Here is a 19,206-nt window from a genome sequence, read left to right as displayed (position 1 = left end):
GCTGGCGATCGTCGCCTACCGTTGATCTGACGGCCTCTTCGGCTTGCCGTACCGTTCTGCAAGCCGTCGCCCGGCGACGGCGAGCCAATGCCTGGCATCGGACATGGCGCTATCCGCGCTGCCGGACAATTCCGTCAGCGAGAGCACTTCGATGCCACCGGTGGACACGTTCGCCGACGGTGCAGCAAGAGCGCGACGATCGATCTGGCCCGCGATGATCGCGACGTGGCAGCCGGAGCCCGGCGTTGCGGCTTCGCGGGTCAGTTCTACGGTGGTGCCGACCACCTTGCCCTCGAAACTGGTCGGATCCACTCGGCCCTCGCCGGTAATGACGAGATTCGCATCGTGGTTCGCGAGGATATCGCGGAGGCCCGTCAGCGCGGCGATTTGACCGGCACCGGGAACAGATCGGGCGCCCCACAGTGCCATGAGGCCAAAGCCCGCCCCGCCGGCAGCGCCCGATCCCGGACGGACGGCCACATCGTCCGCCGCCACGGCGGCCGCGCGCACGACTGTGGCGAGCCGCGTCATGCCGTCTTCGAGTTCGCGCACTTCGCGCGATGAGGCGCCCTTTTGCGGTGCGAACACGTTCGCTGCCCCGCGGGATCCCAGGAGGGGGTTGCGGACATCGGTCAGTAGCAGCACTCCACCTGCGGGCACGGGTCGCAGTCCGGTCACGTCAATGCTCGCGAGCGACCGCAGGCCGGCACCACCTGAGGGGATCGGGACGGATGCCTCGTCCACAAACCGGGCACCCAAGGCGCTGAGCGCGCCGACCCCGCCGTCGGTTGAGGCGGATCCGCCGAGCGCCACTACGACGCGCCGGGCGCCCGAATCGAGGGCCGCCGCGATGGTCTGCCCCAGCGGCGCGGTCGAGGCGGTGAGCGGGGCGGGGCGCGGGTACAGGCCGAGCCCGCAACAGGCCGCGAGCTCGACGACCGCCACGCCGTCCGGCAGTTCGAGCCACTGCCCGACCCCGGGGCCGTCGAGCGCGCTACGTGCCTCGCCAATCAAGCGTGCCCCATCGACAGCCGCCGCCAGCGCATCGAGCGAGCCCTCGCCGCCGTCGGCCTGCGGCAGGATCTGCAGGTCGTCCCCCGGGCGGACCAAACGCCAGCCCGCGGCGATCGCCTCCGCGGCGGCGCGCGCGCCGATCGTTCCCTTGAACGAATCCGGGGCGATCACGACCCGCAACGATGGGATGGCCATGCTCCATTGTCGCCTGTATCCCGCTGGGTCCACCGGTAGAGTTGAGGCATCCCACCGCCGCCGGAAGGGCGCAGAACCATGGCACGCGCACTGATCATCGTGGATGTCCAGAACGACTTCGTGGAGGGCGGTTCCCTCGGCGTCGAGGGCGGGCTGAACGTGGCTGGCGCAATCGCCGCGCACGTGGCCGCGAACCGATACGACCTGATCGTCACCACCCAGGACTGGCACATCGACCCCGGGGCGCACTGGTCGCAGCAGCCGGACTACGTCGACACCTGGCCCGTTCACTGCGCGGCCGGCACGTCGGGAGCCGAACTGCACCCCGAGATCGTCTCGGCACTGGCGGCTGCGCCCGGTCCCGTCCTCGGCGTGCGTAAAGGCCAATACCGGGCGGCATACTCCGGATTCGAGGGGCGCACCGGTCTGGACGATTCCTCGGGACAAGGGCTAACGGACCTGCTGCGCGCAGCAGGAGTGACCGACCTCGACATCGTGGGGATCGCCACCGATCACTGCGTTCGGGCAACCGTACTTGACGCCGTCGAGGCCGGATTCGACACTAACGTCATCGTCGGATTGACCGCAGGCGTGGCGGCCGACTCCACCGCTGCCGCGCTGCGGGCGATGCGGGAGGGCGGCGCGCGACTGGTCTAGCCCGGCGTGCGACTGCGCGCATCTCGCGCCAGGGCCGCCTCGCCGGCGTGTGACTGCGCGCATCTCGCGCCAGCGCTGTCTCTCCGGCGTGCGACTGCGCCCCTCTCGCGTCAGCGCTGTCTCTCCGGCGTGCGGCAAGAACGCGGGAGGGTCCCGGACCGTTTCCGATCCGGGACCCTCCCGAGCGCTCATCGGGGCAGAGCCCTGCCGAGGCTAGCTCAGCTTGAGCTTCGCAACCTTCGACTTCGACGCCTTGAGCGTGGTGGTGCCGAGGTAGTTCGCACGAACCTTCGCTGTGCCCTTCTTGACCTTCTTGCCGACCTTGATGGTCACAGTCGTGACCTTCTTGGCGACGGAGACGGTCTTGATGACCTTGCCGTTAAGGGTGATCCGGACCTTGCCCGAGATCGCCTTGCCGGCAGGGGCCGTGAGGGTGACCTTGACCTTGACCTTCTTGCCTCGCTTGAGCTTCTTCTTAGCGAGCTTGACCTTGGTCGTGGTCTTCGCCTTGGCCGTCGTGACCGGCGGCTTCGGCGTACCCGGAGCCGCAGTGACCCCGAGGGGCACGGCCGCCGAGGACGAACCGGTAACCGACTCGCTGGCCGGCACGTACTGCGCCACCAGGGAGTAGCTTCCCGCTGCCAAGCTTGCCGGAACCGGGATCGTCACGGTGGAACCGGCCGGGGCCGAGGCGATCACGGTCGCGCCGCTGACCAGCTTGACCACGCCGGCAACGGGAGCCGAACCGGTCGAGTAGCCGATCGTCGCTGTAGCAGTGATCGGCGACTTGGTACCCGACTGGAACGATCCGCTCGACAGGGACAGCGCCACAGTCGAGATAGCCGGGGTGATGGTCAGATCCGCTGCAGCACTCTCGGAACCGACCAGTGCTGCGCCTGCCGCCGGGGAGTACTTCGCCGTGAGGGCGTAGTCCCCGACCGCGATGGTCGACGGCAGCTTGAAGGTCGCATTACCGAACGAGTTGACGGCTGCGGTGGCGATCACGTTCGATCCGGACAGGATCTTGACGCTACCGGCGCGACTCGACGAGCTACCCGCAACCTTGACCGTGGCCGAGACCGCGTCACCGTAGGCGGCCGAATTGGTGCCCAGGGAGAGCGTGGTCGTCGTGGCTGCGGGGGCCGCGAGAACGCCTGACGTCGCCGCCGTCGCCGCCCAGTACAGGCCGGTTGCTACCTCGCTGAAGTGGCCGCGGGGGTGGACGCGGAACGTCACCGAGGTGCCGAAGACCAGGGCCTTGGCGCCCGAACTGACTGTGGACGAGACCACGGATGCCCGTCCTGCCGCAGTCTCCGGGCCGTTGGTGCCGGTGGTCGATCGCCAGTGGCCCGAGATGAGCGGGTTCTCGGAAGCGTAGGTCTGCTCGACGACACCCGAGGTCCCCGCCGCGACGGCGAACGAGTAAGCCGGGTAGACGAAGCCGTACTCGGTGCCAAGCTCGGCGAGCAGGCCGGTGGCCGCGGTCTCGAGCTTGACGATGCCGTTACCGGAACCATTGCCCGAGATCGTGGTGATTCCGGCGTCGTACCACGTGGTCGCGAACGTCGCACCAGCCGTACCCTTGGCAACGGCACCCCGCCCTGAATCCACGTAGTCCTGCAGCGCGGCGTAGGCCGCTGGCTGCGTGCCGGAGTTGATCGTCAGTGCGCTGCCGACCCAGAGGACGTCGATATCGTCCAGGATCGCGGGGTCTGACTGAATCCCGGCGGCAGACAGCGTGACCAACTGTTCCGGAGCGAAACCGAGCTCGTACAGCGAGAGACGGTCATCGGTCGAGCCGACGAACCCGATCGTCAGCTTCTCGAGCGGCTTGACCTCCGAGCCGGAGAGCTCGGTCCCATCGGCCTGTTCCACGGCGAGGCCGTAAGTGTCGATGAGCGAGTCGATCTTCGCCGGCGTTGCCTTGGCGCCACCGAACACGACCGTGTTGGTGCCGACGAGGGAGGCGGAGATGCCATCGCTGAGCAGGGCGTTCAGGCCACGGAAGTCATCCACGCCATCGAGCGTGAACTTCAGGTAGCCGCTGGCCTCGGCCGGGAGGCTGCCGGTTGGATCGGCGACGACCACGGGCACCGAGGAGACCGGGAAGTCCGTGTCGGTCGTCTCGCCGACGGCGGTCGTCGTAGCGCCCCACAGGAAGCCCTGGCTCCACGCCGAGATGTCGTACATCGACGGGATCCACGACGAGATGTCGCTACCGGCGGCCAGCAGGGCGTTCGCCATACCGCGCAGTGGCTGGTGCATGTCGACGTAGTAACTGCCCGCTGGATACAGCGTGCCCTCTATCGTCGCTGGTGCCGTTAGTTTGCGGACCAGCACTCCATGACTGATCAGGAAGTCGACGAGGTGCGCGGCATCCGAATCGGACTGCTGACCGTCACCGGCGGGGATCATGTAGGCACGGGGGAACTTCGGCGAGGTTTCTTCGTCGTGCCCGAGGGCGTCGGTGTCGCCCCACTCCTCGATCCACTGGGTCGGGCCGGGGTAGTCGGCCGGGTTGAGGTTCTCGGGAATCGTCTTGCGCGGTTCGCCCGCGGCACCGCGCCGGAAGATCTCGATCTGGTTGGCGAGGATGTCCTCGTCGTTCTCCGTGATGTAATCCATGGTGGCGGTCACGGCCGTGAGGCCGACCTCGGTGTTGACCTTGGTGCGCCGAGCGCTCTCGGTGGGGTTGTTGTTCACGCGTCCGAGCGGGAGCTCGACGGTGTAGGAGATGGCGCCCTGGAAGGCGACGTACTGAGCGGTGAAGATCGGCGGCCAGTCATCCCAGCCGGACGGGGTGTCGCGGTAGGGGATCTTGATGCCGGAGTTCGCCGTCTTGGTGGTCGAGATGGCGCCCGTCGTCTTGTCCATGTAGGTATTGCCCTCGATGGTCGCGTCCACGACGGCCTGTTCGATCTCCAGCGCCGCGGCGTATGCGTGCGGGATGAAGAGGTCGTAGTCGTAGTTCTCGCCGTGGGGCGGGCCGGTGGGCTCGACCTGGAGCACATTGGTGTAGCCGTGGTAGTCCGAGAAGAAGATGGGCTGGATCTGTGCCGTGAGGTCGCGAATCACCGAGGTCTCGGGGGTGACGTTCGTGACGAAGTCGCGGTTGGGGTCGAGACCCAGTGCGGTGGCGCGGGTCGCGTTGACGCGGCCATCGGGGTTGTTCACGACCGTGAAGTAGAGGCGGTAGTCGCTGATGAGTTCCTGCACTTGGGCGGTCTGCTCGTTCTCGAGGAGCCACTCGATGTAGCCCATCGTAATGTCGGTGCCCTCCCACTCGTTGCCGTGGATGTTTCCGTTGAACCACACGGGGCGCTTGTAGCCGGCGAGGAGAGCCGTGTCGGTGGCCGCTTTGGCGGCGTCGTACTTGACCTCGTCGCGCCACTTGACCTGCTGGGCCGTCTCGGCCGTGGTCTCGGGGGCGGTGATGGTGACCAGATAGATGTCGCGGCCCTGGGTGGAACGTGTCACGACCTGCGACGAGATGATGTCGCTCTGGTCCATCCAGTCGTTCAGCATCGGAGCGATCTTGTCGTAGGGCAGGGCGCCACGGCCGATCGACTGATCGCTGGAGTTGACCGCGGGCTCGGGAAGCTCGGGCTGGTACGGGAAGCTCGTGGGCAGGACCGTTGATGGCTCAACGGTCGGGACGGCTACCGCGGTGATCGCCGGGGCGACGGTGAACGTGGCTGCGAGCAACGCGGCCGTGAGCCCACCTACGGTGAGGCTCTTAGATAGTTTTCGTGTCATCAACACACACTCCAGTGCTCGGGTAAGCGGTGCGCGAGTGTCGTTTTCTTGCGTTGCGAGTGGCCTTGACGGGATTTAATCAATCCCTGACACCCAGCGGCTAGATAATCTCGCGCATTTTTCGAGTCTATGCATCAGAAATTCACGCGGGCTTCGAGCGCGTTACAGGCGCGTTAACCGTTGGTCTAACCGTCCAACATTTCTCATGGGACGCCGTCAGTCCGCCCGGCGAGCCGGCGAGGGGACCTCAATGAACCCGCGAAGAGTTACCGCCGGTCGCGCTCTCGTCAGCGCCGAGAGGGCGTGCTACGCCCGGTCGAGAATCTGGGTTAGCCGGATCGAGGTGATGGTGTTGTGCACGTGCTCGGCCTCGCGTACGCGCTCGATCGCCACCTCAAGGGCCGCCACGGTCGGGGCCACGACGAGCACGAGCGCATCGGCCTTTCCGGTGATGGTGCAGGCCCATTTCACTTCATGGATGTCATCGAGCGTGGTCAGCAGTCGCTCGGGACTGACGGTGCCGTGGCAGAACACCTCGAGGAACGCATGGATGTAGTCAGCGTCGAGGTTCCGGCTGGTCTGGACGGTGAAGCCCTCGATGATGCCGCACTCCACCAACTGGTCTACGCGTCGCTTGACCGCGGTGGATGAAAGTCCGACGGCTTCGCCGATGAAGGTGAACGAGGCGCGACCATCCGTGCGGAGCAGGTCGATGATCTGCGAGTCAATGGCGTCGAATTCGGACATGGGACAAAGGTACAAGCCCGGGAGCGCGTTGGTGCACTTTCTCGCGCAAGTGGTAGGCGCGGGCGGCCCACCGAGCACCCGAGAGTTCCGCTAACCGGTTTGGCGCGCAAGCCTTGAGGGCGACCGAGAGGAGTCCCGATCACGCTCCGGATGCGAAATCGGACTGCCGCCACGCCTCGTAGATCGCGATGGAGGCGCTCGACGTCAGATTGAGGGACCGTCGCCCTGCCAGCATGGGGATCCGCACCTCGGCGGTGATCCGTTCGTGCGCCAGTACCTCGGGCGGCAGTCCCGTGGGTTCGGGCCCGAACAGCAGGATGTCCCCGGGCTCGTAGTGGATGTCGGTGTAGCGCGTCGAGGCGCGCGTGGTGAAGGCCAGCACTCTGGCGCGGGGAAACGCGTCGAGCAGCGCATCGAGATCCGGGTAGACGGTTACCGAGGCGAGGTCGTGGTAGTCGAGTCCGGCCCGTTTGAGTTTGGGCTCGGACAGGTCGAATCCCAGCGGTTCGATGAGATCGAGGGCCGCGCCGGTGACGGCAGACAGGCGGATGGCGTTTCCCGTGTTCTGCGGGATGCGTGGCTCGTAGAACGCGATGCGGGGCAGTTGGCTCACTACACCATTGTCGCTACTCTGGATGAGTGACAGGCACACCGCGGCTCCGGGTTATCGGCCGACCCGAGCCGGAGCCGACGGGCGAGACCAATGCCGCGCCGCAGATGGAGGACGCAGTCCTCATCCGGGCCGCCCTACCGCGCGATGTCCCCGAGATCGACGCCCTCGTGCACGGCTACGCCGCCCAGCGCATCCTCCTTCCCAAGGAACTTGTGGGCTACTACGAGGCAGTTCAGGAGTTCGTCGTGGCGCAGGATGCGGTCACCGGCGAGGTCGTTGGCTGTGGCGCCCTGCACGTGATGTGGCGCGACCTCGCGGAGATCCGCACGCTCGCGGTGAACCCGGATCGCAAGGGGCACGGGATCGGGCGGCGCCTCGTCCAGACTCTGCTCGAGCGGGCACGCGAACTCACCCTGACGCGCGTCTTCTGCCTCACGTTCGAGGTCGAATTCTTCAAGCGGCAGGGGTTCCGCGAGATCACGGGGACTCCTGTGGACCGCGACGTGTATCAGGAGCTCCTGCGGTCGCACGACGACGGCGTGGCGGAATTCCTCGACCTCGCCCGCGTGAAGCCCAACACGCTCGGCAATTCGCGCATGCTCATCGAGTTCTAGCCGCGGGCAGCGAGTACTGCGGTTCGTCGTCCGGGCTCGCCCATTCCACGGCGAGGCCATCGTGGACGAGTGACTCAAGCGCCCTGTCGAACTGCGCCGACCCCGCGGTCGTCGCGCTCAGGAGGCGCGATCGACCCACTCGATCCGCCGCGCGCAGTTCCCGCATGATCTGCCCGCGGACCTGCCGATCCGTCCCGTGCCACGCCTGGGTGCGCCTGACCACTGCGTGCGCGTCCGCCGGCTTGCCGGCCGCGAGCCAGGCGCACTGGCCGGCGATAGGGCAGCGATCGCATGCGGGGTTGCGGGCGGTGCACACCAGCGCTCCCAGTTCCATGGTTGCCGCGGCCCATCGTGCCGCCGCTGCGGGGTCCTCGGGGACGAGCGCTCCCGCGCGCTGTCGCTCGGCGGTAGTCAGGTGTGGGCGGGGCAGCGCCTCGCCGCCGACTCCGCGGGCCAGGACGCGGCGCACGTTCGTGTCCAGCACCGTGGACCTGCCGCCGAAGGCGAATGCCACGACCGCGGCGGCCGTGTACTCGCCGATGCCTGGCAGGGATCGCAGGGCGTCCTCGTCCCGCGGCACCATCCCGCCGTGCTGGTCGACGATCGCGCGGGCGCATTCGGCGAGGCGCAGGGCCCGGCGCGGGTAGCCGAGCCGATCCCATGCGCGTAGCACTTCGTCGGTCGGCGCGTTGGCCAGGTCGGCGGGCGTGGGCCAGCGGATCAGCCAATCGATCCAGCGCGGTAGCACGCGGGCGACCGGCGTCTGCTGCAGCATGATCTCGCTCACCAGCACGCCCCACGGCGAGCAGTCGGGCCGCCGCCACGGCAGGTCGCGGCCCTCACGGGCGAACCAATCGTCGAGTTCGCGGTGCAACAGGGTAGGGTCGATCGCGGGCATCCCACCATTGTGCACATCGGCGCGCCGCCTCGACGCCTCTGACGACTGGACAATACCGTTGAGGTACTGGGCAGTTCCTTCCGATCTAGGAGGCGAGGAATGCAGAACGACCCTGTTTATCGCCGCCGCCGTGCTGTCGCGCTGGTCATAGTGATTGCGCTGCTCGTCCTGATCATCTGGGGTATTTCGGCGATCGTGACCGCCATTCGGGGCTCTGGCGATGAGGCCGCCCCGTCCCGTCAGGCCGCCAGCCCGAGCCAGAGCGGCGAGCAGACCCCGGGTGCGCCAGCCGAGTGCGCTGCCGATGATATCGAGCTCTCTGTCTCGGCTGCGAACGCGACCTACTCGCTGGGGGGTGAAGTCGACTTCGCCGTGGGGATCTCGTCGAAGTCGAAATCTCCCTGCCTCGTGAACGGCTCTGACGCGAGCCGCGTGCTAACCATCCGCTCGGGAAACGACGCGATCTGGTCTTCGGGAGATTGCGCGGACGATGCCGCTCGCGATCTGCTGATGTCTGAGGGCTCGAAGGACAGTCAGACGATCACCTGGAAGATGACCCGCTCCGCCCCCGGCTGCGAGAAGGTCAAGGGCAAGCTGCGGGCCGGAACCTATCGAGCCCAGGTTCAACTGGGCAAGGCGAAGTCCGAGGGCTTCATCTTCACGCTTCAGTAGCGAGCCACTGGTCCACGCCCGCCAGCAGCGAGACCTTCACCCGCTCGCCAGCCAGCGATGCTCGTATGGAGGACCGGGCCAGCTCGGCCAACTCCGCATCGCGCCAGCCGACATCTCGCAGGGCCCGATACTGATCGCTCAGCCGTGACGCGAACAGCAGCGGATCGTCCGCGCCCAGCGCAATTCGCGCGCCGCGATCGAACAACTCGCGCACCGGCACGTCGGCAATTCCGGGGTAGACGCCGAGTGACACGTTGGAGGTGGGGCAGACCTCGAGGGCGATGCCCCGCCGCACGACCTCATCGAGCAGGCCGGTGTCCTCGGCGAGCCGTACCCCGTGACCGATGCGCGTGGGAGTCAGATTCGCCAGCACCTCCCGCACGTGCTCGGGGCCGCGCAGTTCACCGCCGTGCGGCACGAGTGCTAGACCGGCGCTCGCGGCAATGCGGAAGGCCGGGGCGAATTCCGGCGTCCGGCCGGCGTGCTCGTCGTTGGATAGCCCGAATGCCACCACGCCGCCCGGCCCGTCATCCGCGTGCCTGGCGGCGAGCCGAGCCAGCGTGCGCGCGTCGAGCGGGTGGCGGATGCGCGAGGCGGCGACGACAAGGCCAACGTCGATGCGGTGCCGTGCGGAGGCGGCGCGGGCCTCGTCCACCACAATCTCAAGCGCGGGGGTGATGCCGCCCACCCGGGTCGCGTACGAGGTCGGGTCTATCTGGAGCTCTAAGCGGCCGGATCCGTCGGCGGCGTCGGCGGCAACTGCCTCGTCGACTATCCGCCGCATGTCCGCCTCGCCGCGAACGCAGGCGCGGGCAGCGTCGTAGAGGCGCTGGAACCGGAACCAGCCGCGCTGATCGGCGGGCACCCGCAGGGGCTCGGCCGACAGCAGTGCGGAGGGCAGGCGCATGCCGTGAACCTGCGCCATGTCCCGCAGCGTGCGCTGGTCCATCGAGCCGGTGAAGTGCAGGTGGAGGTGCGCTTTGGGAAGCTTGTTCAAGTCTCGCTGCTTAGCACCCGTCACCTGTCCAGTGTGTCATTTCTGGCCGAGCGCGGACCAACGGCCCACCCGGGACGGCAAATGAGCCGATTGGATAGAAGTCAGACAAATCGACTAGGGGAGGAGCGCTATGAAGGTTCTCGTAGCGGTTGCGAGCAAGCACGGTTCGACGCGCGAGATCGCGCAGGCGATCGCCGAGGAACTGGGCAGTTCCGGGGCGGACGTTGATGTCCGCGATGCCGCCGACGTGACGGATCTAGCCGGGTACGACGCTGCCGTGATCGGTTCCGCGGTCTACATGGGGCAGTGGCTATCGGATGCGCGCGTTCTGCTTGAGCGGATTGCGGACGAGTCCTCCGCCGCACCCCTGTGGCTGTTCTCCTCGGGCCTGAGTGATACCCCCAGCAAGGACACGAATTCCGCCGGCGCCCGGGCACTGCGCGAATCGAGTCAGCGGGTTCGCGAGCACCGGCACTTCCATGGCGCGCTGGATCTGACGAACCTCAACATCGCGGAGCGCGCCGTGATCGCGGCCGCCCGCGGCAAGGACGGCGATCAGCGGGACTTCGACGCCATCCGGGCCTGGGGGCGGTCGATCGCCGAGGCGCTCAATCAGTAGCCCTGCTCGCCCGGTAGCGCTTTGCGGTTGACGGAACGCCGGCCGCTGGCATGCCGGCCGCTGGCACCTCGGCCGCTGACACGCCCGAGCGCACCGCATTGCTTGGGCGAGGCAGGGCGTAGTGGCAATGGTGGGCGAGTGAGAGCTGCAGTCGTACCTACTCGGCTTCGGCGAGCAGTCGCTGGATGCGGGTGACGCCCTCGACCAGGTCGGCGTCCCCGAGCGCGTAACTCAGGCGCAGGTAGCCACTGGGGCCGAACGCTTCACCTGGCACGACCGCGACCTGGGCCTCGTCCAGGATGAGCGTGGCCAATTCGGCTGAGGTCTGCGGGGTGACGCCGCGAATAGTCTTGCCCAGCACGCCGCGCACGTCCGGGTAGGCGTAGAACGCACCCTGGGGCATGGGCGTGCGTACGCCCTCGATGTCGTTCAGCATGCCGATCATCGTGCGGCGGCGCCGATCGAACGCGACCTTCATCTCCTCGACCGCCGAGAGGTCGCCCGTCAGCGCGGCGAGTGCCGCATACTGCGAGACGTTGGCGACGTTGGAACTGAGGTGCGACTGCAGGTTGGTCGCGGCCTTGACCACATCGCTTGGTCCAATGAGCCACCCCACGCGCCAGCCGGTCATGGCGTACGTCTTGGCGACGCCGTTCACGATGATGGTCTGCTCGGCCAGATCGGGAACCAGGGAGAGGATCGACTTCGCCGTCACGCCGTCGTAGGTGAGGTGCTGGTAGATCTCATCGCTGACGACCCAGATGCCATGCGCCAGGGCCCACTCGCCGATCGCCCGCAACTCGTCCGGCGTGTAGACCGAGCCGGTGGGGTTCGACGGGCTACACAGCAGCAGGGCCTTGGTGCGGGGCGTCCGTGCGGCCTCGAGCTGCTCGACCGTGACCTTGTAATCCTGGTCCGCGCCGGCGAACACCTCGACCGGCACGCCGCCGGCGAGGCGGACCGCTTCGGGATAGGTAGTCCAGTAAGGGGCGGGCAGGATGAGTTCGTCGCCGGGGTCGAGGATCGTGGCGAACGCCTCGTAGACAGCTTGCTTCCCGCCGTTGGTCACCACGACGTTCGACGCGCTTGTACGCACGCCGGCGTCCGAGAGTGCTCGGGTGGCGATCGCCTCGCGGAGCGCGGGCAGGCCCGCGGCGGGGGAGTAGCGGTGGCTTGCCGGGTTCCTCGCGGCTTCGATGGCGGCTTCGACGATGTAGCCGGGCGTGGGGAAGTCCGGCTCGCCGGCGCCGAATCCGATCACCGGCTGTCCCTGGGCCTTCAGTTCCTTGGCTCGCGCGTCCACGGCAAGCGTCGCGGAGGGGGCGATTGCAGCGATGCGCTTGGAGATTCGGCGAATCGGTTGCGCGGCGGACGAGGACACGGGCGAAGATTCGGTGCTCACACATCTATGTTCTCAGATATCGCGCCCGGGGACGGTCAAAGCGTTGGCGTCTTTGCGGCAACGGTTAGACCCGTGCGGCAATTTCGCGTACAGTAGTGCGTCGTGGGATTTTCCCCTTGTACTTCTGCACGCCTACGGACGGCGTCGATAGGGTCCACGAAGGGCAGTGGCGCAATTGGTAGCGCAGCGGTCTCCAAAACCGCAGGTTGCAGGTTCGAGTCCTGTCTGCCCTGCAACGTGTATGCATCTCGCGTGGGTAGTACGGCGCGAGCAGGTGGCACGTGGCCAGCGGCCGGTCCGCTGACCGAATCGACCAGAACCAGCGAAGACAAGGAAGAATTGTGAGCGAGACTGCCTCGGCCGACTCCGGTGCCAATGGTGCCGTCGAGGGCGGCAAGAACAATGCAGCCGCGAACAAAGGCGGAAAGAAGACCGAGAAGAAGCGTGGCTTCTTCGGTCGGATCGCCCTCTTTGTCCGCCAGGTGATCGCAGAGTTGAAGCTCGTGGTCGTGCCGACGCGACCGCAGTTGATCAACTACTCGATCGTCGTGATCGTGTTCGTAGCCGTCGTGATGCTCTTCATCGTCGCGCTCGACTTCGGCCTGGGTAAGGCCGCTGGCGCCGTATTCGGCTGATCGACCGGCCTGGCCGCTCCTCATCCATAGCCTAAGAAAGCAGGTTGCCCGTGTCTGAGCAGTCGCTCGACCAGTCCGCCCCCGACCCGAATGAGGAAGTCGGCGGTGACGTTGTCGACCCCGCACAGGCACTCCGCGACGAACTGCGTTCGGCACCGGGCGACTGGTATGTGATCCACTCTTACGCAGGCTACGAGAACCGCGTTAAGACGAACCTCGCGACTCGCGTGCAGTCCCTCAACATGGAGGACTACATCTTCCAGGTAGAGGTGCCGATGGAAGAAGTCGTCGAGATCAAGAACGCGCAGAAGAAGACCGTCAAGCGCGTGCGGATCCCCGGTTACGTTCTGGTCCGCATGGATCTGACCGACGAGTCGTGGCGTGCCGTTCGTCACACGCCTGGAGTGACCGGCTTCGTCGGCAACACGCACCAGCCGGTTCCGCTCTCGCAGGACGAGGTCTACTCGATGCTCGCCCCCTCGCTACTCGCGGACCAGCCCGTGGCCGCCGACAAGGGCAAGGACTCGTCCTCGGCTCCGCAGATTCAGGTCGACTTCGAGGTCGGCGAATCCGTTACCGTTATCGACGGTCCTTTCGAGAACCTCGCCGCGACGATCTCCGAGATCAACGCCGAGGGGCAGAAGCTCAAGGTCCTCGTCTCAATCTTCGGCCGGGAAACCCCGGTCGAGTTGTCGTTCAACCAGGTCACCAAGATCTGATTCCTGGGAGCGGTTGAACGCTTCATGCAACCGGGTCATCGCCCACGGCGTCGGTCCACTACAGAGAAAGAAGTGAGGAAGCACTATGCCTCCCAAGAAGAAGGTCTCCGGCCTTATCAAGCTCCAGATCCAGGCTGGCGCGGCCACTCCCGCTCCGCCGATCGGTCCGGCGCTGGGTCAGCACGGCGTCAACATCATGGAGTTCTGCAAGGCGTACAACGCCGCGACGGAATCCCAGCGTGGCAACGTCATCCCGGTCGAGATCACCGTGTACGAGGACCGCTCGTTCACCTTCATCACCAAGACCCCGCCGGCCGCTGAGCTCATCAAGAAGGCCGCCGGAGTCGACAAGGGCTCGGCCACCCCGCACACCGTCAAGGTTGCGAAGCTGACCGCCGACCAGGTTCGTGAGATCGCCACGACGAAGCTCCCTGACCTGAACGCCAACGATCTCGACGCCGCGTCGAAGATCATCGCTGGCACCGCACGCTCGATGGGCATCACCGTCGAAGGCTGAGCCTGAGACACCCGCAAACTGAAACTGTGGCAGGGTCGCGCGGACCCACACCACGACTGCTAAGGAGAAAAGCAGATGGCAACGCGTTCAAAGGCCTACCGGGCCGCCGCTGAGAAGATCGACCGTGACGCTCTGTACTCGCCGCTGCAGGCTGTGCGCCTGGCGAAGGACACCGTCGCGACGAAGTTCGACTCGACCGTGGAGGTCGTCTTCCGCCTGGGCATTGACCCCCGCAAGGCGGACCAGATGGTGCGTGGCACCGTCAACCTGCCGCACGGCACCGGAAAGACCGCACGGGTCATCGTCTTCGCCAACGGTGAGAAGGCCGAGCAGGCCCTCGCTGCAGGCGCGGACGAGGTCGGCGGCGATGACCTGATCACCAAGGTCGCAGGCGGTTACACCGACTTCGATGCGGCCGTCGCCACCCCTGACCTCATGGGCAAGGTCGGCCGGCTCGGTAAGGTGCTTGGTCCTCGTGGCCTGATGCCGAACCCCAAGACGGGAACCGTGACGCTCGACGTCGCGAAGGCAGTGTCCGACATCAAGGGCGGAAAGATCGAGTTCCGTTCGGACAAGCACTCGAACCTGCACTTCATCATCGGCAAGGCGTCGTTCAGCGAGCAGCAGCTCGTCGAGAACTACGCCGCCGCGGTTGAGGAAGTCCTCCGTCTGAAGCCGTCGTCCTCCAAAGGACGCTACGTGCTGAAGGCGACGCTTTCCACCACCAATGGCCCTGGCATCCCGCTCGATTCGTCGAAGACCACGAAGCTCCTCGAAGAGGACTGATCTGACTCGCGAATCCAGTTAGTCGCTGAGATGAGGGCCGGACACCTTGCGGTGTCCGGCCCTCATCTCATGTCCCACAGCGCGGCGCTGCGCGAAATCCGTGTCCGCCGGATCGGGGACGCGGCTGAGATTGATGCCCGGCCCGCGCGGATGCGCACACCCGGGGGGCTGGGCCTCGCACTCCGCGGGGCTTCGCACCCCACGGAGCTTCTTGGCACGCCTCGCGCGGCTGTCCTCGCGCGACTATCCCCTCACGCCCTGCCGCGCCCTTCGCGCCCCTCGCACGACTATCGCCTCACGCCCTTCGCGCCCCCGCACGCCTATCGCCCTGCCGCGCCCTTCGCGCCCCCGCGCGGAGGCTTCGCGACGAGTGCTCGGGTCGAGAGGCAGTCCGTAGCGGGTGCTATCGCGCGACGCGTAACGTGGTGGTGGCTTTCGCCGTGGTGACAGTGGCGCTGCCGACCTAGGTCACCGTTACCTTCCACGTGCCCTTCGCGAGTCTCGGCAATCGGACCTTCCCTCTGCGATTCCCCGGAAAAAGCACAAAGAATAAGACTTGAACGCGTGAGCAGGATCGCGTTCAGTCGGCGAGCGGGACTCCGGACTCAATGGTAAGTTCACCGCATGAACCAATCGCACAGTGCAGTGCGGCGTGCTCTCTTGGCGACAGTGACGGTGCTGTCGTCGTTGACCCTTGTCGCGCCGGTCGCCATCGCCTCGACCAACCCGGCCGCGTCCGCCGCTTCACGCCCTGCCTCGGCGCAGCGCGCAGTGGGAGTGGCGGAGGCCTCGTCCGCGCAATGGCTGACCGGATACTGGCACAACTTCAACAACGGCTCCACGCTGCTCAAACTCACGCAGGTGCCGCGCGCCTACAACCTCATCGCCGTCGCTTTCGCGGAATCCAAGGCCGGCGTCGACGGTGGAATCGGCTTCACATTCGAGCAGGCCGATTTCGGTTCCTACTACAACGAGGCGCAGTTCCGCGCCGATATCAAGACCCTCCAGGCGCGGGGCCAGAAGGTCATCATCTCCGTGGGGGGTGAAAAGGCGCACGTATCGATCTCCAATCAGGCGCAGCAGGCGAACTTCACCGCGACTGCCAAGGCGCTGATCGAGGACTATGGCTTCGACGGCATCGACATCGATCTGGAGCACGGCATCAGCGCGGCGTATCTCGCCCCGGCGCTACGCGACCTGCGGAACTACTTCGGCAACGGCTTCGTCATAGCGATGGCGCCGCAGACAATCGACTATCAGGCATCCAGTTTCGAATACTTCAAGCTCACGGTGGCAATCAAGGACATTCTGACGGTCACCAACATGCAGTTCTACAATTCCGGTGGCATGTTGGGCCAGGACGGCCGGGTATACGCACAAGGGACCGCCGACTTCCTTGCCGCGCTCGCCGCGAAGGAGATCGAGGACATGGGCATCCGCCCTGATCAGGTCGGTATCGGTGTACCCGCGGTGCAATCTGCGGCGAGCGGGGGATACGTGTCCGCCGCAACGGTGGTCAAGGCGATCAACTGCCTTGAGACGCGCACCGATTGCGGCAGTTACGTGCCGCCGCGCGCCTACGGAAAGATCGGCGGCGCGATGACATGGTCGATCAACTGGGACGCGACAAACAGTTACGCACTCGCGGCGACGGTGGGTGGTCGCCTAGGTTCGGGGTCGGGGACGCCGGACCCCGGAACGCCCACGGACCCGGGCACGCCCACGGACCCGGGCACGCCCACGGACCCCGGGACACCCACGGACCCGGGCACGCCCACGGACCCCGGGACACCCACGGACCCGGGCACGCCCACCGATCCCGGGCCGGGAAACGGTTGCGATGGAATCGCGGCCTGGAGCGCGACCGCGGTCTACCTCGGTGGTGACCGGGTTGTTTATGCCGGCGATGTCTACGAGGCCCTCTGGTGGACACAGGGGGACGTGCCGCCGCAGAACCTGGGCAGCGGGCAGCCGTGGAAGCGAGTGGGTGTCTGCGCCGTCAACCCGAATCCGCCCGGCTCCGGTGGGAGCGACACCGGCGGCGACACCGGCGGCGGAACCGGAGGCGACACCTCGGGCGGGGGGAATCAGCCGGGTGGCGGCGGTGCGTCGGCCGATCCGGCCGCCAAACCGACCACGGTGACGCTCTCGACCACGCAGGTATCGGCGCGGTCATCGGACGAGCAGGCTTACGTCCGGGCCTCGATCACGGGCGCGAATCGGACGGCCCGGGTGTATGTCCAGCGCGGTAGCGCCTGGGTGGCCTCGCAGGTAGTCGAGGGCGAGTCCTCGGCCGGCGCGACGAACGTGCAACTCGACGTCCTCGCCGCGATCGGGACCACTGCTGGTGCGAAGTCGCTGATTCCTGGCGGCGCCTACCGAGTTCGGATCGTCTCGCCCGCGACGAGAAACGGCTCCGTGACTTACGCGGAAGGCTCGTCCGCGCCCCTCACGGTGCGCATCGCCAAGGAGGCGACCGCTATCGTCCGATCTGCCAAGATCAGTGCGAGAGTCAAGCGCGGTAAGCGGGCGAGCGCCCGCGCCGTCACGATCAAATGGGCGGGCGCCGAGGCGACGATCGCGATTCAGCGCAAGGCTGGCAAGGGCGCGTGGAAGACGATAAAGACGGTCGTCAGTGCCGCCGCAGGCGACCCGAAGCGCCGCTTCCAGGAGCGCGATCTCCGCGTGAGATTCCCGCGCGAATCCAGGCGCGGCGTGGTCAAGTACCGCGTCGTCGTCAAAGGCACCGCGGCGACGACGGGCGCGGTCGCGGTCATTCGATCGGTACGGGTGAGTTGACAAAGGGGAGGGCAGACGCATGCGCGGCGCGGCCCTCCCCGCCTTCCGCCGTGGTTTGCGGACGAGTTCCCCGCCGCCTGGATGCGGACTTGCGCGACGGGCGCGGGCTGGCGTACATTTACCTGGTAACCCAAGACCGCAGGTCGTTGGTCGTGCCCGGATTCTGCCGAAGACGGACGCGAACTACCGAAGTCCCGCACAGCGGAGGCCAGCGCAGGTGACGAGATTTGTGCGAGCCTTCCGCTCGTGTGAGCCCCGCCCTGCGCGGGGCTTTTTGCATGTGAGGCAACGGCGACTTGCATCATCGGAAGGAATGCCATGGCGAGGCCAGACAAGGCAGCCGCTGTAGCCGAACTGGTGGAAAGCTTCCAGCAGTCCTCGGCCGCCGTGCTGACCGAGTACCGCGGCCTGACCGTGTCCCAGCTCCAGGAGCTGCGCCGGTCGCTTCGCGGTAACGCATCCTACGCCGTGGTGAAGAACACGCTCGCAACTATTGCGGCCAAGGAAGTCGGCATCGAAGGATTCGACGCCGAACTGAACGGGCCGTCCGCAATCGCCTTCGTGACCGGTGACCCGGTCGAGGCGGCCAAGGGCCTGCGTGACTTCGCCAAGGCGAACCCTCAGCTCGTTGTGAAGGCGGGTGTCCTCGACGGACGTCCGGTTTCCGCCGCTGAGATCGAAAAGCTCGCGGACCTCGAGTCCCGCGAGGTTCTGCTGGCCAAGGCCGCAGGCGCGATGAAGGGCAAGCTGTTCCAGGCTGCCTACCTGTTCACCGCACCGGCGTCCAAGGCTGTTCGTACCATCGAGGCGCTGCGCGAGAAGCAGGCGTCGACCGAAGCTGCCTGATCCGCTTTCTGGATTGCAGCATCACCCCAACCCTGCTTCACGCAGACCTATTAGGAAGGAACGCCAAAAATGGCGAAGCTGAGCACTGAAGAGCTCATTGCGGCTTTCAAGGAACTGACCCTCATCGAGCTTTCTGACTTCGTGAAGGCCTTCGAAGACGAGTTCGACGTCACCGCTGCCGCTCCGGCCGCCGTTGCCGTTGCTGCTGCCCCCGGCGCTGCCGGTGGCGACGCCGCCGCCGAGGAAGAGAAGGACGAGTTCGACGTCATTCTCGAGGCCGCTGGCGACAAGAAGATCGGCGTCATCAAGGAGGTGCGCGCGCTCACGTCCCTCGGTCTCAAGGAGGCCAAGGAGCTCGTTGACGGTGCCCCCAAGCCGCTGCTCGAGGGCGTCAACAAGGAAGCTGCGACCAAGGCCAAGGAGGCCCTCGAGGCCGCTGGCGCCACGGTCACGGTCAAGTGATTCCCGCCCGCAAGGGCATCAGGTAGCAATACCTCGAACGAAGGCCCGCCGCCCCTGTCTGGGGTGGCGGGCCTTCGCTTTTCTGTCCGCATTGTTCGGGGTGCGTATCTTCGCCGTTGCATCCCGAATCCGTGGTCTAGCCGGTGCTGACCGGGCCATTCGGGACCTGCGCGCCGACACCGGATAGGGCTGTGTGACACCATGTATATCCGGTACTCGGTAACCCTGACGTGTGCTCGCACCGACGTTCGGGCCACC

Annotated in this window: 18 protein-coding genes and 1 tRNA gene; 12 read left to right on the top strand and 7 right to left on the bottom strand. The window is 66.5% G+C overall.

Going from position 1 to position 19,206, the window contains the following annotated elements:
* Positions 1–15 precede the first annotated feature (15 nt).
* Positions 16–1,209 (bottom strand): glycerate kinase family protein, encoded by a 1,194-nt coding sequence (locus tag FB461_RS09390; RefSeq protein ID WP_142121448.1) that lies wholly within the window; start codon positions 1,207–1,209, stop codon positions 16–18.
* A 78-nt stretch (positions 1,210–1,287) separates the two neighbouring features.
* On the opposite strand from FB461_RS09390, the gene FB461_RS09385 reads away from it, so the two are divergent.
* Complete coding sequence (locus FB461_RS09385; protein ID WP_142121446.1) at positions 1,288–1,866, top strand: isochorismatase family protein; 579 nt, start codon at positions 1,288–1,290, stop codon at positions 1,864–1,866.
* A 213-nt stretch (positions 1,867–2,079) separates the two neighbouring features.
* Here FB461_RS09385 and FB461_RS09380 read toward each other — a convergent pair whose 3' ends face one another.
* From FB461_RS09380 to FB461_RS09370, 3 genes are all read right to left on the bottom strand, one after another.
* Positions 2,080–5,622, bottom strand: a complete 3,543-nt coding sequence (locus FB461_RS09380) for a M14 family metallopeptidase (RefSeq protein WP_142121444.1) — start codon at positions 5,620–5,622, stop codon at positions 2,080–2,082.
* 306 nt (positions 5,623–5,928) lie between these two features.
* Complete coding sequence (locus tag FB461_RS09375) at positions 5,929–6,369, bottom strand: Lrp/AsnC family transcriptional regulator (protein ID WP_142121442.1); 441 nt, start codon at positions 6,367–6,369, stop codon at positions 5,929–5,931.
* A 139-nt stretch (positions 6,370–6,508) separates the two neighbouring features.
* On the bottom strand, positions 6,509–6,973 hold the full coding sequence (locus FB461_RS09370) for a tRNA (cytidine(34)-2'-O)-methyltransferase (RefSeq protein WP_142121771.1): 465 nt from the start codon (positions 6,971–6,973) through the stop codon (positions 6,509–6,511).
* Positions 6,974–7,086: 113 nt separating this feature from the next.
* Here FB461_RS09370 and FB461_RS09365 point away from each other — a divergent pair, with 113 nt between their 5' ends.
* Positions 7,087–7,596 (top strand): amino-acid N-acetyltransferase, encoded by a 510-nt coding sequence (locus FB461_RS09365; RefSeq protein ID WP_142121769.1) that lies wholly within the window; start codon positions 7,087–7,089, stop codon positions 7,594–7,596.
* Here the strand turns inward: FB461_RS09365 and FB461_RS09360 are convergent.
* Complete coding sequence (locus FB461_RS09360) at positions 7,583–8,494, bottom strand: HhH-GPD family protein (protein ID WP_142121440.1); 912 nt, start codon at positions 8,492–8,494, stop codon at positions 7,583–7,585. The genes FB461_RS09365 and FB461_RS09360 overlap by 14 nt on opposite strands.
* A gap of 99 nt (positions 8,495–8,593) precedes the next feature.
* On the opposite strand from FB461_RS09360, the gene FB461_RS09355 reads away from it, so the two are divergent.
* Entirely contained in the window at positions 8,594–9,166 is a 573-nt protein-coding gene (locus FB461_RS09355) for a hypothetical protein (protein WP_142121438.1), read from the top strand.
* Here the strand turns inward: FB461_RS09355 and FB461_RS09350 are convergent.
* Positions 9,153–10,187 carry an adenosine deaminase gene (locus tag FB461_RS09350; protein ID WP_142121436.1) on the bottom strand — a complete coding sequence of 345 codons (1,035 nt, stop codon included), beginning with the start codon at positions 10,185–10,187 and terminating at the stop codon, positions 9,153–9,155. The genes FB461_RS09355 and FB461_RS09350 overlap by 14 nt on opposite strands.
* A 106-nt stretch (positions 10,188–10,293) precedes the next feature.
* Between FB461_RS09350 and FB461_RS09345 the strand changes: the two genes are divergently transcribed.
* The gene (locus FB461_RS09345; protein ID WP_142121434.1) at positions 10,294–10,782 is read left to right on the top strand and encodes a flavodoxin domain-containing protein; all 489 of its coding nucleotides are present in this window, start codon (positions 10,294–10,296) and stop codon (positions 10,780–10,782) included.
* 157 nt (positions 10,783–10,939) lie between these two features.
* Here the strand turns inward: FB461_RS09345 and FB461_RS09340 are convergent, their stop codons facing one another.
* A complete protein-coding gene (locus FB461_RS09340) occupies positions 10,940–12,184 on the bottom strand; it encodes a pyridoxal phosphate-dependent aminotransferase (RefSeq protein ID WP_246046189.1) in 1,245 nt (414 codons plus the stop codon).
* A gap of 160 nt (positions 12,185–12,344) precedes the next feature.
* On the opposite strand from FB461_RS09340, the gene FB461_RS09335 reads away from it, so the two are divergent.
* From FB461_RS09335 to rplL, 8 genes are all read left to right on the top strand, one after another.
* A tRNA-Trp gene (locus FB461_RS09335) sits at positions 12,345–12,417 on the top strand.
* A 108-nt stretch (positions 12,418–12,525) separates the two neighbouring features.
* The gene (gene secE / locus FB461_RS09330) at positions 12,526–12,819 is read left to right on the top strand and encodes a preprotein translocase subunit SecE (protein WP_142121432.1); all 294 of its coding nucleotides are present in this window, start codon (positions 12,526–12,528) and stop codon (positions 12,817–12,819) included.
* A 50-nt stretch (positions 12,820–12,869) separates the two neighbouring features.
* On the top strand, positions 12,870–13,538 hold the full coding sequence (gene nusG, locus FB461_RS09325) for a transcription termination/antitermination protein NusG (protein WP_246046188.1): 669 nt from the start codon (positions 12,870–12,872) through the stop codon (positions 13,536–13,538).
* An 85-nt stretch (positions 13,539–13,623) separates the two neighbouring features.
* Complete coding sequence (rplK, locus tag FB461_RS09320; RefSeq protein WP_142121428.1) at positions 13,624–14,055, top strand: 50S ribosomal protein L11; 432 nt, start codon at positions 13,624–13,626, stop codon at positions 14,053–14,055.
* A gap of 75 nt (positions 14,056–14,130) precedes the next feature.
* Positions 14,131–14,841, top strand: coding sequence for a 50S ribosomal protein L1 (gene rplA / locus FB461_RS09315; protein ID WP_142121426.1), 711 nt, complete (start codon positions 14,131–14,133; stop codon positions 14,839–14,841).
* Between the two features lie 624 nt (positions 14,842–15,465).
* Entirely contained in the window at positions 15,466–17,640 is a 2,175-nt protein-coding gene (locus tag FB461_RS12435) for a glycosyl hydrolase family 18 protein (protein WP_211349888.1), read from the top strand.
* 318 nt (positions 17,641–17,958) lie between these two features.
* Complete coding sequence (gene rplJ, locus FB461_RS09300; RefSeq protein WP_142121424.1) at positions 17,959–18,486, top strand: 50S ribosomal protein L10; 528 nt, start codon at positions 17,959–17,961, stop codon at positions 18,484–18,486.
* A 69-nt stretch (positions 18,487–18,555) separates the two neighbouring features.
* Positions 18,556–18,948 (top strand): 50S ribosomal protein L7/L12, encoded by a 393-nt coding sequence (rplL, locus tag FB461_RS09295; protein ID WP_142121422.1) that lies wholly within the window; start codon positions 18,556–18,558, stop codon positions 18,946–18,948.
* Positions 18,949–19,206: the final 258 nt, after the last annotated feature.

This window comes from Rarobacter faecitabidus (assembly GCF_006716265.1).
Classification (GTDB): Bacteria; Actinomycetota; Actinomycetes; order Actinomycetales; family Cellulomonadaceae; genus Rarobacter; species Rarobacter faecitabidus.
This window is presented reverse-complemented; position numbering and strand designations above follow the sequence as displayed.

Coding starts and splice junctions, on each gene's coding strand:
- FB461_RS09390 (WP_142121448.1), bottom strand. CDS start 1,209: ATGGCCATCCCATCGTTGCGGGTCGTGATCGCCCCGGATTCGTTCAAG.
- FB461_RS09385 (WP_142121446.1), top strand. CDS start 1,288: ATGGCACGCGCACTGATCATCGTGGATGTCCAGAACGACTTCGTGGAG.
- FB461_RS09380 (WP_142121444.1), bottom strand. CDS start 5,622: ATGACACGAAAACTATCTAAGAGCCTCACCGTAGGTGGGCTCACGGCC.
- FB461_RS09375 (WP_142121442.1), bottom strand. CDS start 6,369: ATGTCCGAATTCGACGCCATTGACTCGCAGATCATCGACCTGCTCCGC.
- FB461_RS09365 (WP_142121769.1), top strand. CDS start 7,087: ATGGAGGACGCAGTCCTCATCCGGGCCGCCCTACCGCGCGATGTCCCC.
- FB461_RS09360 (WP_142121440.1), bottom strand. CDS start 8,494: ATGCCCGCGATCGACCCTACCCTGTTGCACCGCGAACTCGACGATTGG.
- FB461_RS09355 (WP_142121438.1), top strand. CDS start 8,594: ATGCAGAACGACCCTGTTTATCGCCGCCGCCGTGCTGTCGCGCTGGTC.
- FB461_RS09345 (WP_142121434.1), top strand. CDS start 10,294: ATGAAGGTTCTCGTAGCGGTTGCGAGCAAGCACGGTTCGACGCGCGAG.
- rplK (WP_142121428.1), top strand. CDS start 13,624: ATGCCTCCCAAGAAGAAGGTCTCCGGCCTTATCAAGCTCCAGATCCAG.
- rplA (WP_142121426.1), top strand. CDS start 14,131: ATGGCAACGCGTTCAAAGGCCTACCGGGCCGCCGCTGAGAAGATCGAC.
- FB461_RS12435 (WP_211349888.1), top strand. CDS start 15,466: ATGAACCAATCGCACAGTGCAGTGCGGCGTGCTCTCTTGGCGACAGTG.
- rplJ (WP_142121424.1), top strand. CDS start 17,959: ATGGCGAGGCCAGACAAGGCAGCCGCTGTAGCCGAACTGGTGGAAAGC.
- rplL (WP_142121422.1), top strand. CDS start 18,556: ATGGCGAAGCTGAGCACTGAAGAGCTCATTGCGGCTTTCAAGGAACTG.